The organism is Bradyrhizobium macuxiense (assembly GCF_001542415.1).
GTDB lineage: Bacteria > Pseudomonadota > Alphaproteobacteria > Rhizobiales > Xanthobacteraceae > Bradyrhizobium > Bradyrhizobium macuxiense.
The window spans coordinates 188,757-203,383 of the sequence record NZ_LNCU01000010.1; the positions used below are offsets into that span (position 1 = coordinate 188,757).

The window sequence follows — 14,627 nt, forward strand, 5'->3', positions numbered from 1 at the left end:
TCCAGAAATCGGCGAAAATTTGCGGATTCGCGCCGAGGAACCTGCGTTTGTCCGCCGGATTGTTTCAACAGGCACGGCGCCGGGCTTTCGTCCGCGCGAGCAAGCGAAACGACATAGAGGTTTTGATCATGCTGAGTTGGGTCGTCACCTTCCTGGTCATCGCCCTGATCGCGGGCATTCTCGGCTTCGGCGGCATCGCCGGCGCCTCGATCGAGATCGCCAAAACGATCTTCTTCATCGCCGTCATCTTGTTCCTGGTGTCGGCGGTGATCGGCCTGGCGCGCGGCCGCACCAGGGTCTAGCGCGGAGCCAGAGATCGCTGCAACGGCGATGCTGAACCTCTCCCGATGGGAGAGGTAAGGAACTCGCGGCGAGAATCCTTCAAGTCTACTTCACCGAGGGCATCGCAATGTTGCGGCCGATGCCCTCGGGGCGCGGCACGCCGGCGTAGCTGTCCACGATCGCCTGGGCCCGAGCGCGGATATCGGGCGGGAAGGGGGCCACCTTGCGCGCCTGCATGTCGATGTGCAGCGTCAGGTTCTCCGAGGTCGCCGAGACCCAGCCTTCGGTGGCGTGGCGCAGCTCCTCGAACGTATGCAGCCGCTTCTCGTCGGCGCCGAGCAGGTAGACCGAGACCTGCACGGGATCGCCGAGGTGGATTTCCCGCAAGTAGCGCACGTGGCATTCGGCGGTGAAGGTCGAGCAGTGCCGCTCCTTCATGTAGGCCGGGCCGATGCCGATCTGCAGCCACATCTCGTCGATCGCGCGGTCGAACATCACATTGTAATAGGCCATGTTGAGGTGGCCGTTGTAGTCGATCCATTGCGGATCGATCTGCATCACCGAGGACAGGAACGGGGCAGGCGGAAGCGCTATGTCCTTGGCGGCGGTCACTGAAGTCATTATCCATCCCCGGCTGTTGGCGTTCGAGCATGAGCTTTGCTGTGGCTCCGGCGTCGCGTTTTTCAAGTCATGCTCTCTTGACCCCTTATACAAGCTTTGCCACGGTCGGCTAAAGCCGGGAGGAAATTTGACGTGGCGACAACGATTTCGAGCAATGTGACGCGACCTGAGCCGCAGGCCCTCAAAAGCGCGATCAACGCGTTGGCGGCGCGGTTCGGCAACCGGCTCGTGACGTCGCAGGCGGTGCGCGAGCAGCACGCGCATACCACCACATGGCTGCCGAACCAGCCGCCGGATGGCGTGGTGATGGCGCAGGAAACGTCTGACATCCAGGACGTGGTGCGGATCTGTTCCCAATACCGCGTGCCGGTGATCGCGTTCGGCACGGGAACCTCGCTCGAGGGCCAGGTCAATGCGCCGGCCGGCGGCATCTGCATCGACCTGCGCGACATGAACAAGGTGCTCGAGGTCCATGCCGAGGACCTCGATTGCGTGATCCAGCCCGGCGTCACCCGCAAGGCGCTGAACGAGCATCTGCGCGACCAGGGCCTGTTCTTCCCGATCGACCCCGGCGCCGACGCTTCGCTCGGCGGCATGACCTCGACCCGCGCCTCCGGCACCAATGCGGTGCGCTACGGCACCATGCGCGAGAACGTGCTGGCGCTGAAGGTGGTGCGCGGCGACGGCGAGATCATCACCACGGGCACGCGGGCGAAGAAGTCGTCGGCCGGCTACGACCTGACGCATCTGTTCGTCGGCGCCGAGGGCACGCTTGGCATCATCTCGGAGCTCACCATCCGCCTGCGCGGCATTCCCGACACGATCGCCGCGGCTGCTTGTTCATTCGAGACCGTGCGCGGCGCCTGCCAGGCCACGATCCTCGCGATCCAGACCGGCATCCCGGTGGCGCGGATCGAGCTGCTCAATGCCGAGCAGGTCAAGGCCTGCAACAATTATTCGAAGCTGTCGCTGCCGGAGACGCCGCTGCTGTTGCTGGAATTCCACGGCAGCGAGGTCGAGGTCGCCGAGCAGTCGAAGAATTTCCGCGACATCGCCGCCGAATGCGGCGGCGGCGACTTCTCCTGGACCACCAAGCCGGAGGACCGCACCAAGCTGTGGCAGGCCCGGCACGACGCCTATTGGTCGGTGAAGGCGATCCGTCCCGGCGACAGCATCGGCGTGGTCGCGACCGACGTCTGCGTGCCGATCTCGCGGCTCGCCGACTGCGTCACCGAGACCGAGGACGATCTGAAGCGGCTCAACCTGCTGTCGCCGATCGTCGGCCATGTCGGCGACGGCAATTTCCACTGCTCGCTGGTCTGTGACGTCGACAACAAGGACGAGATGGCGCGTGGCGAGGAGTTCATGCACCGGCTGGTCGAACGCGCCCAGGCGATGGGCGGCACCTGCACCGGCGAGCATGGCATCGGCCAGGGCAAGCAGAAATACCTCAAGGCCGAGCTCGGCCCCGAGGCGCTCGACGCAATGCGTGCGCTGAAGCGTGCACTCGATCCGCAGAACATCTTCAATCCCGGGAAGATCGTTCCGGCGGTATAGTATCCTTGGATCTTCCGGCCACAGGACGTGGCGATGGTGTCGTGGTTCAACAGGGCCAAGCCCAAGGACGTCTGGGAAGATCCCGTCGAGCAGCCGCTCGGCGACATCGAGGCCGCGCAGAGGATCCGCGCGATCTGCCGCGCGGCGGCCGACTGCGCCGAGAAGGTCGGGGCGTCCAGCGGCCGTCCGCCGCCGAAGCACCAGCCCGAACGCGACCGCTATGAGCGTGCCGCCAGGGTCGCGATGGAGATCGCGATGAAGATCTCGGACGGATTGGTGCGCGATGCCGCCGTGCGCGAGATCGTCGGGCTCTGCATGAAGGCGAAGAACATCAAGACGGCGCGGACCCTGTTCCGCGCGATCCACGCCCCATCGATCAAGGCGGACGTGCTCAAGGAGCATCCGACGCTGAGGGACGAGCGGGCTTGAGCTTCCCGCCCGGTGATGAACAACCCGGCAAGCAATTTGACGTGGAGCTCGGTTCACCTCTCCCCGGCGGGGAGAGGTCGATTTGCGCAGCAAATCGGGTGAGGGGCCGCGGCTCCAATGAGAGACCGTAATCCCTCACGCGGCGCTGCGCGCCGACCTCTCCCAAGGGAGAGGTCGATCCCGATGCTGCTCCAGTTGGCTCAATTTCACCGCACGCTCTACGCCGGCCCGCCGAGCGTGCGCAGGGCCTCGTCGACGCTGTGGAAGACGCGGTCTCGCGGCAGGACATCGTACAAGTTGAAGCGTTCGAAGGCGTCCTGCGCGCGGGTCGATTCGAGCCTCGCGATCGCGATCGTCACGCCGTCCTCGCGGCACTCACGGAACAGATCGTGCAGCGCCTGTGCGGCGGTGAAGTCGATCTCGACGATGCCGCTGGCCTCGATCACCAGGAGCCGCGGCTTCGGCGTCGACGCTCCGATCATCTTGATCACGTCGCTGTGGAAGTTCGCGGCGTTGAGGAACGACAGCGGCGCCTGCTGGCCGACGACGATAATGCCGGGCCGGGGCTCGCCGCCGACCTGCCGGCCAGCCGGCCACCAGATCGTGGTGTTGGGCACATGCACGAATTCGACCAGGCGGCCGCGCGTCGTGGTCCAGATGCCGTGCAGCAGCGACAGCGCGATACCGACCGCAACGCCTTGCTCGATCGGCAGCACGATGATCGCAGCGGCAGTGGCCACCACCAGCAGGAATTCATAGAACGACTGCCGGAAGATCATCACGATCTGCTTCAGGCGGATGATGCGCAGCGCGACGAACAGCAGGACGCCGCCGAGCGCGGCATCCGGCACGTGCTGCAGCAGCGTGGCGCCGAAGGCCAGCAGCGCGAGCACGATGCCAGCGGCGACCAGCCCGGCAAGCTGGCTGCGGCCGCCGGTCTCCGACACGATGCCGGTGCGCGGCGGGCTGGCATTGACGGGAAAGGCGCCGAACAGCCCGGACAGCACGCTGCCGGCACCGGCGCCGAGGAAGTCGCGGTCGACATCGGCCGGCTTGTCCCGGTCGGAGAGGAACGAGCGCGTCGTCGCTGCGGTCTGCACCATGACGACCACGGCGATCAAAAGCGCCAGCGACAGCAGCTTCACCCAGCGCTCCGGCGCGATATCGGGAAGCGACGGCTTCGGCAGCGTTCCGGGCACGGTGCCGACCACGTTGACGCCCTTGCTTTCGAGATGGCCGGCGATCACGGCGATGGTGGCGGCGACGAGGCCGATCAGAGCGCCGGGGATGCGGGCGCTGATCGTCTCGGAGCCGGCGACCAGCGCCAGCACGCCGAGGCCGATCGCCAGCGTGTAGAGGTTGGTCTGGCCGATGTCCTTGGCGAGCATGCCGAGCTTGTAGAGCGTCGGTCCGTCCGGCGTGTGCAGGCCGAGCACGCCGGGCAGTTGCGAGACCAGGATATGGACGGAGATGCCGGCGAGGAAGCCGACTGTCACTGGTGTCGACAGCAGATTGGCGATCCAGCCGAGCTTGAACAGGCTGCCGGCGATCATGATCACGCCGACCATCAGCGCCAGCGCCATCGCCAGCGACTGGTAGTCGGGCGAGCCGGCGGTCGCCATCACCGCCAGACCGCCGGCGAAGATCGGCGTGATGGTGGAATCGGCGCCGCAGGACAGGAAGCGGTTGGCGCCGAACATCGCAAAGCCGAGCGAGCCTGCGATGAAGGCGAAGAAGCCGATCTGCGGCGAGAAGCCGCCAAGCCGCGAGGTGGCCATCTGCTCGGGGATCGCGATCGCGGCCAGCGTCAGCCCAGCAATCAGGTCACCCGGCAGGTCGCTCGGTCGGAAGGCCTTGAGCGAACGGAAGATCGGCCAGTTGGTGTGTGTCGCGGGCGGCTGGGCCATCGGTCTCCGACTCTCCTGGCGGCGAAGGGTTCGGGAAATATTCCGATATCACATGGCCAAAAGCCAGTGGCGTCGCGCCGTGTGCAGTCGCGAGCGGCCTTCGCCAAGGCTTCGGCGGTCAAGTCGTCGCTCTGCAATGACGAAAGGTGCCGCGCTAGCCAATATTCTGCAGCGCCGGAAAGGTCTCGAGCAGCCAGACGCTGACGCTGGAGATGGCACCGGTCAGGAACCCGATGCCGGTGATCACCATCAGCACGCCCATCACGCGCTCGACGGTGTCGAGATGGTGCTTCATCCGCGCGAACAGCGAGGAGAACTGCTTGACCATGAAGGCCGCGAGCAGGAAGGGGATGCCGAGCCCGGCGGAATAGACGGCGAGCAGCCCGGCGCCCTTGGTCACGGTCGCGGTCGACGCTGCGATCGAGAGGATGGCGGCGAGGATCGGGCCGATGCACGGCGTCCAGCCGAAGGCGAAGGCCAGGCCCATGACATAGGCGCCCCACAGCCCGACCGGCTTGGGCGCGGTCAGCCGGCCCTCGCGCATCAGCAGGCCGATCCGGGTCACGCCGAGGAAGTGCAGGCCCATGATGATGATGACGATGCCGGCCAGGATCGACAGCTCGGCCGACCAGGCGCGCACCAGCCCGCCGATGACGGAAGCGCTGGCGCCGAGCGCGATGAACACGGTGGAGAAGCCGAGCACGAACATCAGCGCCGCCGTCATCACGGCGCGCTTGGAGGCCGCCGTCGCGCCGTCCTGGTTGACCTGCTCGATAGTCGCGCCGGTCAGATAGATCAGATAGGGCGGCACCAGCGGCAGCACGCAGGGCGACAGGAAGCTGACAAGGCCGGCGATCAGGGCCGCCGGGATCGAGACGTCGTGCATCAATGAACCTTCGCGGGTGGTTGTCCTCTCTTGGCGCGTACGCCGCCAACAATCCAGAAGTTTCGTCGCATGCCTCTTCAACTATGGTCACAGGCCCGTGTGCGGAGCTTGTGGCGTGGTTCGGTTGGTGAAACCGCGAGCGAATGTTCCGTGGTGCGATAATTGAACCGCGTCAACGCTGCGCGTCGCCCCGGAATGACGGAGAGGAGGGGCCCATGCCACTGAGTTGCCCGACGGCGCAAGACCCGCGTGTAAAAATATTTCTGTTTTCCAGAATATCGATTTGATGTATGAATCCGCCCATCTCACCCGATTGAGGGGCGCGTCGCGATCGTCACGAGTGTTGCGGTGAGATGCGGTGGACGCCGATTGCGCAACTGACGAGTGTGCATGAGGCGGACGGCGAAATCGTGCAGGCCTGACGCCCTAGATGTGGCAGGTGTCCTGTTGCAATTGCGTCTTGCAACAGCGGTGACAAAAGAGCCCAGTCTCGCCGGGGAGAGTACGTATAAGCCGTAAACCATCGCGCAGGGAAAGCCGGATTGCTCCGGTTACACCTGTGGTCCTACCCCTGTGCTTTTTTTCATTGCACAGGGCCCATGGGTGCGATCGGCACCCGGCTTTCCCTGCGCCCTCTGTTCTTCACGGGGGACAACGAAATGCAAAGCTCGGACGATTCATGTCGCGAGAATACTGACGCATGACTCACAAGCCGCGCCACACACTCGCTGTCGTCCCCGCGAAAGCAGGGACCCATAATCACCGATCTTCATTATTGAGCGATGTCTTAACCACGGGTCCTTCTCACAACATCCGCCGCAGAGTATGGGTCCCTGCTTTCGCAGGGACGACGCGGGGGACGGAGCGGGCGATCACAGTTACCGCTTCGCAGGACGCGCCGGCGCATCGAACTCCCGGCCCCGGATCCGCACCAGATCGTCGGCCGAGTGCTTCAGCAGCACCACCGTCGCCTCGCGCGCGGCCTCGGCATCGCCGGCGGCGATCGCATCCAGCACCGCGCGGTGCTCGACCAGGGCGCGCGGACGGTGCGAACCGGTCGCGGCGATCGTAAAGCTCTGGCGCAGGGTGATCTCGAACATCTGGGCGATCGGCCAGAAGAACTCGTTGCGGGTGGCGAAATAGATCGATTGATGAAAAGCGATATCGGCCACGACGAAATCCTCATTGGTCTTCGCCGCGGCCATGCCGTCGCAGCCGGCGCGGATGCGCGCGATGTCGTCTTCGCCGGCGTGAACAGCCGCCAACGCGGCCGCCGCCGGCTCGACCGCCGAGCGCAACTGGAACAGCTTTGCCAGATAGCGATCGGTGTTCGCGGTCTCGAGGCGCCAGCGCAGCACATCCGGATCGAGCTGGTTCCACTGTTCCGGTGGACGCACGCGCGTGCCGCTCTTCGGCCGCGACTCGATCAGGCCCTTGCCGGTGAGGGTGCGCATCGCCTCGCGCACGACGGTGCGGCTGACATCCATCATCTCGCAGATCTGCATTTCCGGCGGCAGCGTCTCGCCGACGCCAATGTCGCCGCGCACGATGCTGCTGCCGACGCGGTCGGTGACCTGGCTGTGCACATTCCGACGCAACGCGTTGGATGTCTGGAACATCGGAGAGCCTCGCTTTGGTCGCAGGTGCCGAACGAAAGGCGCCTTGCGCAACCCGGTTGCCCGCTTGCGCAACCCGGTTGCGCCGCTTGCGTAACCCGATTTGTTTTGTCATACATTATGACAAATGAACTGCCAAGCACTCCGCGATCAACGCGGAGGGCAATAATCATCCGTTCCTGGGGAGGAGCATCATGACGTCAACGCGTGTCAGCCGCCGTATCTTGTTGCAGTCGTCGGTCACTGCTGCTGCGTGGCTCGCCGCAGCGCCCGCGCTGATCGGGCGTGCGCAGGCAGCGACGATGAAGCTGCGCTGCTCCTCGTCGCTGCCCAACGATCCCAAATACGCCAACGGCCGCGTCTACTACGACAATCTGGTCAAGAGCCTGAAGGCGAACGGGCTAGGCGACAAGATCGACGTTACCTTCTTCCCTGATAACCAGCTCGGCCAGGAGATCGACGTCATCAACTCGGTGAAGCTTGGCGTGATCGACCTGATGGTGTCGGGCTCGTCGATCTCGGCCAATCTGGTGCCGTTGGTCGGCACCTTCGACCTCGGCTACCTCTTCAACAGCTTCCAGCAGCAGACCAAGGCGTTCGACGCCGGCGCGGCGAAGCCGATCGAGGATGCGCTGCTCAAGGGCGCCAACATCCACATCATCGGCTGGGCCTATAATTTCGGGGCACGCAGCGTGCTGTCCAAGAAGCCGGTGAAGACGCCGGAGGATCTCGCCGGGTTGAAGATCCGCACTCTGCCGAACCCGATCATCACGGAATGTCTGCGCCTGATGGGCGCGGCGGCGACGCCGCTGGCATTCGGCGAGATCTACACGGCGCTGCAGGCCGGCGTGCTCGACGGCCTCGAGCACGATCCGCCGACCATCCTCGCCAGCAAGTTCTACGAGACCGCCAAGCACTATGCGCTGACGCAGCACAATTTCTCGCCGCTCGCGGTCTATTTCAGCGACACCACGTTCAACCGCATGGATCCGAAGCTGCGCGAAAGTTTTCTCGATGCCGCGAAGAAGGCCGCGATCGACACCCGCGCGCACGGCCTTGCGGTGGAGAAGGAGGCGCAGGCGGCGCTGACGGAGAAGGGCGTCACCGTCGTCGAATGCGACAAGGAGGCGTTCCGTAAGCGCGTGCTGCCGCAGACCGACAATTTCATCAAGGCGCGGCCGGAGGCGAAGCCCGTCGTAGACATGATCCGTGCGACGCAGGCCTGAGGTCGCACCATGACCGTCGCCGCAGTCGCGCCCAGCCAGAGCGGCTATCGGATCACGGCGCCGCTGCTCGCCCTGAGCGATGCGATCGCGGCGATCCTGCTTGCCGCCGATCTGGTGGTGGTCTGCGTCTCGGTGCTGGCCCGCTTCCTGTTCAACGCCCCGGTCGAATGGTCCGACGACGTCGCCCGCGGCCTGATGGTCGGGTCGAGCTTCTTCGGCGCGGCGAGCGCGCTCGCACGCAGCGAGAACCTCGGCGTTGCCTTCTTCGTCAACATGCTGTCGCCGGGCGTGCGGTGCGTCGTCGATGCCGTCGGCGCGCTGCTCGTCACCGTCATCGCCGCCTATGTCGCCTACAACGCCATCAAGATGGGCTGGCTGACCACCGGGCAGACCTCCGGCTCCGGCCTGCCGCTGGAATGGACGTTCTATCCGATGGGCGTCGGCGCGACGTTCATGACGGTCTTCGCGTTCGAGCTGTTCTGCAAGCGGCCCTTGCGCGACATGCTCGCGGGCATCCTGGCGACCGCGATCATCGTCGGTCTCTATCTGGCCTGGGACGCGCTGGCGCCGTCATCGGTCCCATCGTCGCAAACGCTGATGCTGGTCGGCTTCTTTCTCACGCTGTTCGGCGGATTGCCGATCGGATTCGCGCTGGCGCTGGCGGCGCTGATCTTCATCTGGGTGGAAGGCACGCTGCCCGGCGTGATCTTCGCCCAGCAGATGGCGCGCGGCATCGACAATTTCGTGCTGCTGGCGATCCCGTTCTTCATCCTGGTCGGCTACCTCATGGAAGCCAACGGCATGTCGGTGCGGCTGATCGAGCTGCTGCAACGAGCGGTCGGGCGCATGCGCGGCGGGCTCAATGTCGTGATGGTGATGTCGATGGTGCTGTTCTCGGGCATCTCGGGCTCGAAGATGGCCGACGTCGCCGCTGTTGGTTCGGTGCTGATCCCGGCGGCGCGCCGCTCGCGGCAGAACCCAGGTGGCGCGGTGGCGCTGCTCGCCGCGTCCGCCGTGATGGCGGAGACGATTCCGCCCTGCATCAACCTGATCATCCTGGGCTTCGTCGCCAATCTCTCAATCGGCGGGCTGTTCGTCGCCGGCATGTTGCCGGCGACGCTGATGGCGGTGGCGCTGATCGCGGTGTCGATCATCTTCGGCAAGCGTCCCGCGGCGAGCGGCGACGCCGAGCCGCGTGCGGCGGTGTCCGGCCTGTGGACCGGCGCGATCGCGTCGTTCGGGCTGATCTTCATGATCTTCTTCGGCTTCAAGAGCGGCTTTGCCACCGCGACCGAGATCTCGGCATTCGCCGCGGTCTACGCGATTGCCGTGGGCAGCCTCCTGTTCCGCGAGCTCGGCATCAGGAGCCTCGCGCACTGCTTCGTGCAATCGGCGACGCGTTCGGGCCTTGTGCTGTTCATCGTGGCCGCTGCGCAGTCGCTTGCCTTCATCCTGACGCTGCAGCAGGTGCCGCATGCGGTCGGCGAGTTCATGCTGGCGATTTCGGGCAGCCATGGCGTCTGGCTGTTCATGCTGCTGTCGATCCTGGTGCTGGTGGTGATGGGCTCGGTGCTCGAGGGTGCCGCGGCGCTGATCATCTTCGGTCCCTTGCTGCTGCCGGTCGCGGTCAAGCTCGGCGTCGATCCCTTGCATTTCGGCGTGGTGCTGGTGATCGCGATGGGGCTCGGCCTGTTCGCGCCGCCGCTCGGGCTCGGGCTCTACGGCGCCTGCCTGATCGGCAACGTGCCGATCGAGCAGACCATCAAGCCGATAACAGGTTATCTTGGCCTCCTGTTGCTGTGCCTGCTTGTGATCGCCTTCGTGCCGGTCATCTCGACGGCGCTGCCGCATGCGCTGGGGTATTAGTGATGAAGGTACTGCTCGCCCACACGCCGCAGATGCGCCGCGACTATTACGGCGAACGCAGCCTGAGCGGCCTGCGCGCGGTCGGCGACGTCAAGCTGCACGAGGGTGACGTCGCGCTCGACGCGGCGTCTCTGGTGATGGCGGCAGAAGATGTCGACATCATCGTTGCCGACCGCATGACCGCGGGGCCTGGCGAGATCTTCCCACGCCTGCCGAAGCTCCGCGCCTTCGTGCGCTGCGCCGTTGACATCCGCAACATCGATGTCGCGGCGGCCTCCACCGCCGGCGTGCTGGTGACGCAGGCGAGCCCCGGCTTCGTCCAGTCGGTCGCGGAGCTCGCGCTCGGTTTCATGATCGACTTGTCGCGCGGCGTCTCGCGCGCCGCCGCCGACTATCACGCCGGCCGGAAGCCGGACATCGTGATGGGGCGGCAGCTTGCCGGCAGCACGATCGGCATCATCGGCTATGGCAGCATCGGACGCGATCTCGCGCGCATCGCCAAGGCGCTCGGCATGGAGGTGCTGGTTGCGGATCCCTTCGTCACGCCGGACGATGGGGCGATCCGGCATCTGCCGCTCGACGATCTGCTGGCACGCGCGGACTACGTTGTGTGCCTTGCGGTTGCCAACGCGCAGACCGAGAACATGATCGGGCAGCCGGCGCTGGCGCGAATGCAGCGTCACGCGTTCTTCATCAATCTGTCGCGCGGCAATCTCGTCGACGAAGCCGCGCTCGCCGCGGCGTTGCGCGACAACCGCATCGCGGGCGCGGCGATGGATGTCGGCCGCGCGCTCGACCAGATGCCGACGCCTGAGCTCGCGAAGCTCGACAACGTGATCGCGACGCCGCATATCGGCGGCCTGACGCCGCAGGCGATCGAGCATCAGTCCGCGGAAACCGTGCGTCAGGTTGCAACAATCATTGCTGGTGACATTCCTGCCGGCGCTGTGAATGGCGAGCATTGGACGCGGCGGTCGAGATCATGAGCGTTGGGGGGAGCACCAATGTCGTCCGAAGGGCTGGACAAGCCCTTCGCATCCGGCTCAAACTTGGATCCGCCAAAACCGCAGCCGACGAGCGGCGGACAACAAATGAACGGACGTTCCGCATCCAAACGACGGGCGCCGCAAGAGAAAGAGGGAGTGCATCACATGGCCATTTCACGCCGTGAAATTTTGTTGGGCAGCGCCGGCGCATTGAGCGCCGCATCGTTCTCCTTCCCAGCTCCAGCGATTGCGCAATCGGAACCGATCAAGATTGGCTGTCTCGCGGCGATCACCGGCCCGAGCTCGGCGCCGACGGTCGGCTTCAATCGCGGTGTCAACTTCGCGGTCGATGCGATCAACGGCGCCGGCGGCGTCAAGGGCCGTAAGATCGAGCTCGTGATGCGCGACACCCAAGGCGATCCGACCAAGGCAGTGAACGCGACGCAGGAGCTGATCAGTGCGGCCAAGGTTCACGCGATCTGGGGGCCGCTGAATTCGGGCGAAGCGCTGGCGACGACGCCAATCATGGCGCGCGCCAAGATGCCGGACCTGCATCCTTGCGTCGTCGAGAGCCTGATCGATCCGGTCAAGTTCCCGAATGCGTTCCGCATTGCGCCGTCCAACAGCCAGTGGGACGATGCCGTGCGCAACTATTGCCTGAAGATCCTCAAGGTGAAGAAGGTCGCCGTGATCGGCGACACCACGGGCTATGGCGTCACCGCCGTCGGCGCATCGGTCGCGGCGTTCAAGAAGGACGGCGCCGAGGTGGTCTATCAGGCCAATGTCGACTCGACCCAGCCCGACATGACACCGGACATGCTGCGCGCCAAGAACGCCGGCGCGGAGGCGATCGTGGTGTGGAGCGTCTCGACCGGCATGGAAGCGCGGATGTTCAACACCCGCGCGACGATGAACTGGGATGTTCCGTTCGTCGGGCACCCCTCGATGGCGTCGGGTGAGCTTGCCAGCCTGGTCGCCAAGCCGGAGAACTGGAAGAAGGTCTATGCGATCGGCTACAAGAGCTGCAGCTATGACAGCGCCGGCAAGCTGCCGCCGAAGAGCGAGGACCTGGTTACGCGGCTGGCCAAGGCCAACGTCGCGCTGAACGATACGTTGTTGTGGTGGGTCGCGGGCGGCATCGATTGCATCGAGCTGATCGCCAAGGCTGTCCAGGAAAGCGGTTCGACCGACAGCGCTGGGATCGTCAAATACTGGAACACGCTGTCGAGCTATCCCGGCTATTTCGGCAACTATCGTTTCTCGCCGACCGAGCACAACGGCTACCTGACCGATGAGATCGTGATGTCGGAAGCCAGCACCGCAAAGAACGGCACCTTCGCGCTGGCACCGGGGTACACGTAAGTCGCGGGCGAGGGCTGCCAATGCTCGCCTCGATCCTTGCATCCGGTCTCGCGGCAGGCGCGATCTACGCGCTGGTCGGCGTCACCTACAACACGATGTTCTCGACTTCGCGGGTGATGAGCTTCACCGCCGGCCAGCTCGCCATGCTGGGCGGCGTGTTCGGCTCGATGTTCAGCTTGAAGCTGGGGCTGCCGGTTATCGTCGGCTTCCTGCTGACGCTCGCCTGCTGCGCGGTCATCGGCATCGTCACCGAATTCGTCGCGGTGCGGCCGGTGCTGAAGAACCTCGATCAGCATCTCTACGTGCTCTCGACATTGGCGGTCGCGCTGATGATCCAGCAGGTGACGGCGATCAAATGGGGTACCGAGCCGCAACCGTTTCCACGCATCGTAGGGTTGGGTGATGGCGTCCTCGACGAGAAGTTCTGGCTGCCGGTCGCGGCCTGCGCCATCACCATCATCGGCCTCGAATATCTCTATCGTCGCACCCTGGTCGGCCGCGCGTTCCTCGCCATCGCGGAAGACAATTTCGCGGCGCGGGCGCTTGGACTGCCGGAGCGCAATCTGCGCGTCGCAAGTTATGCGCTTGCCGGCGTGGTCGGCGGCATCGCGGGCTATTCCGGCGGACAGCTGCTGCTCGCCTTCTTCGCCAACGGCGCGTTGTTGAACTTCTACGGCTTCGTGCCGGTCGCGCTCGGCGGGCTCGGCAACAATCGCGGGGCGATCATCGGCGGGCTGGCGCTCGGCCTGTTCCAGCAGGCCGCGAACTTCCTGGTCGGCGGCATCTTCTCCTCGGTCGCGGTGTTCACGCTGTTCATCGTCGTGCTGCTCGCCGCGCCGCAGGGGCTGTTCGGCGCATCGACGGCGCGGAGAGTGTGATGAGCGCCGTCACCGCAACTCCGCCCCGAACCGAAGGCGGCGCGTGGCGCACGGCGCTGCCGCATGTCGCGCCGTTCCTCGGCATCCTGGTGTTGGCCCTGCTGCTGCCGTTCGTCAGCAACGACTATTGGGCGCTGATCGCCACCCGCATGGCGATCTACTGGGTACTGGTCTCCGGTCTTAATCTGGTCGTCGGCTTCGCCGGCCATCTCGCGATCGGCTACGTCGCGCTGCTGGCGCTCGGCGCCTACGCCACCAGCGTGCTGGTCGCGGGCAATGTGATGCCGGCGCTGCCGGTGTTCGCGGCGCTGCCGATCGCCGGCCTGATCGGGGCGGTCTTCGGCGTGATCGTCGGCCTGCCGGCATTGCGCCTGCGCACCTTCTATTTCGCGATGTCGACATTGGGCTTTGCGACCATCGTGACCCAGATTGCGCTGGCATGGCAGAGCGTCACGGGCGGCGGCATCGGCATCTCCGGGCCCCAATTCCCTGCGCCGTTCGACACGCCCTGGGGCTTCTACGGGCTCTGCATCGCATTTGCGGTGGTCGCGACCTGGATGAGCGCCAACATCGCGCGCAGCCGGTTCGGTCGCGCCCTGATCGCGGTGCGCGACGCCGAGGTCGCCGCCGAAGCCACCGGCATCTCCAAGCCGAGGATGCTGATCGCGATCTTCCTGTTCGCCGGTGCGCTGGCCGCGATCGCCGGCGGGCTGTTCGCGACGCTGCAGACCTACATCACCCCCGATGCTTTCACCTTCGACCTCTCGGTGCTGTTCTTCATCGCGATCCTGATCGGCGGCCGCGGCTCGATCCTGGGGCCGATGCTCGGCACCATCATCCTGACAGTCCTGCCGGAGATTGCTGCGCCGCTGGCGTCGTGGTCGACATTCCTCTATGCGGTGCTTCTGCTCGTGATCGTGCTGGTGATGCCCGGCGGCATCGCGGCGCTGCTCGATTTCCGCAACCGCCGTCCGCTCGCCAGCAACCGCGCCATCGTGCCACGGCCGGCGG

The 14,627-nt window shown here is 65.4% G+C and carries 13 protein-coding genes; 9 read left to right on the forward strand and 4 right to left on the reverse strand.

The annotated features are described in order from the left end of the window. The first annotated feature begins 128 nt into the window (after positions 1-128). Positions 129-302, forward strand: coding sequence for a DUF1328 domain-containing protein (locus AS156_RS01595; protein ID WP_082747278.1), 174 nt, complete (start codon positions 129-131; stop codon positions 300-302). An 85-nt stretch (positions 303-387) separates the two neighbouring features. Here AS156_RS01595 and AS156_RS01600 read toward each other — a convergent pair whose 3' ends face one another. Further along, positions 388-903: a thioesterase family protein gene (locus AS156_RS01600; RefSeq protein WP_066499040.1), complete on the reverse strand. Its 516-nt coding sequence runs from the start codon at positions 901-903 to the stop codon at positions 388-390. Between the two features lie 132 nt (positions 904-1,035). Between AS156_RS01600 and AS156_RS01605 the strand changes: the two genes are divergently transcribed. Together AS156_RS01605 and AS156_RS01610 are read left to right on the forward strand one after the other, a co-directional pair. Next, positions 1,036-2,460, forward strand: coding sequence for an FAD-binding oxidoreductase (locus AS156_RS01605; protein WP_066499041.1), 1,425 nt, complete (start codon positions 1,036-1,038; stop codon positions 2,458-2,460). A 36-nt stretch (positions 2,461-2,496) separates the two neighbouring features. After that, positions 2,497-2,889 carry a hypothetical protein gene (locus AS156_RS01610; RefSeq protein WP_066499313.1) on the forward strand — a complete coding sequence of 131 codons (393 nt, stop codon included), beginning with the start codon at positions 2,497-2,499 and terminating at the stop codon, positions 2,887-2,889. A gap of 218 nt (positions 2,890-3,107) precedes the next feature. Here AS156_RS01610 and AS156_RS01615 read toward each other — a convergent pair whose 3' ends face one another. The 3 genes from AS156_RS01615 to AS156_RS01625 form a co-directional block, all read right to left on the reverse strand. Next, on the reverse strand, positions 3,108-4,796 hold the full coding sequence (locus AS156_RS01615) for a SulP family inorganic anion transporter (protein WP_066499042.1): 1,689 nt from the start codon (positions 4,794-4,796) through the stop codon (positions 3,108-3,110). 154 nt (positions 4,797-4,950) lie between these two features. Then, complete coding sequence (locus AS156_RS01620) at positions 4,951-5,682, reverse strand: cytochrome c biogenesis CcdA family protein (protein ID WP_136625962.1); 732 nt, start codon at positions 5,680-5,682, stop codon at positions 4,951-4,953. A gap of 878 nt (positions 5,683-6,560) precedes the next feature. Continuing rightward, positions 6,561-7,301, reverse strand: a complete 741-nt coding sequence (locus AS156_RS01625; protein WP_082747271.1) for a FadR/GntR family transcriptional regulator — start codon at positions 7,299-7,301, stop codon at positions 6,561-6,563. 191 nt (positions 7,302-7,492) lie between these two features. Between AS156_RS01625 and AS156_RS01630 the strand changes: the two genes are divergently transcribed. The 6 genes from AS156_RS01630 to AS156_RS43830 form a co-directional block, all read left to right on the forward strand. Then, the gene (locus tag AS156_RS01630; protein WP_066499051.1) at positions 7,493-8,524 is read left to right on the forward strand and encodes a TRAP transporter substrate-binding protein; all 1,032 of its coding nucleotides are present in this window, start codon (positions 7,493-7,495) and stop codon (positions 8,522-8,524) included. Positions 8,525-8,533: 9 nt separating this feature from the next. After that, positions 8,534-10,390, forward strand: a complete 1,857-nt coding sequence (locus AS156_RS01635; protein WP_066499052.1) for a TRAP transporter large permease — start codon at positions 8,534-8,536, stop codon at positions 10,388-10,390. Positions 10,391-10,392: 2 nt separating this feature from the next. After that, positions 10,393-11,376, forward strand: a complete 984-nt coding sequence (locus AS156_RS01640) for an NAD(P)-dependent oxidoreductase (RefSeq protein WP_066499054.1) — start codon at positions 10,393-10,395, stop codon at positions 11,374-11,376. Positions 11,377-11,541: 165 nt separating this feature from the next. Beyond that, the gene (locus AS156_RS01645; RefSeq protein ID WP_245312503.1) at positions 11,542-12,738 is read left to right on the forward strand and encodes an ABC transporter substrate-binding protein; all 1,197 of its coding nucleotides are present in this window, start codon (positions 11,542-11,544) and stop codon (positions 12,736-12,738) included. 20 nt (positions 12,739-12,758) lie between these two features. Further along, the gene (locus AS156_RS01650) at positions 12,759-13,616 is read left to right on the forward strand and encodes a branched-chain amino acid ABC transporter permease (RefSeq protein WP_066499064.1); all 858 of its coding nucleotides are present in this window, start codon (positions 12,759-12,761) and stop codon (positions 13,614-13,616) included. Next, the coding region (locus AS156_RS43830; protein WP_245312504.1) for a branched-chain amino acid ABC transporter permease at positions 13,616-14,627 on the forward strand (1,012 nt) is incomplete at its 3' end. The genes AS156_RS01650 and AS156_RS43830, both read left to right, overlap by 1 nt.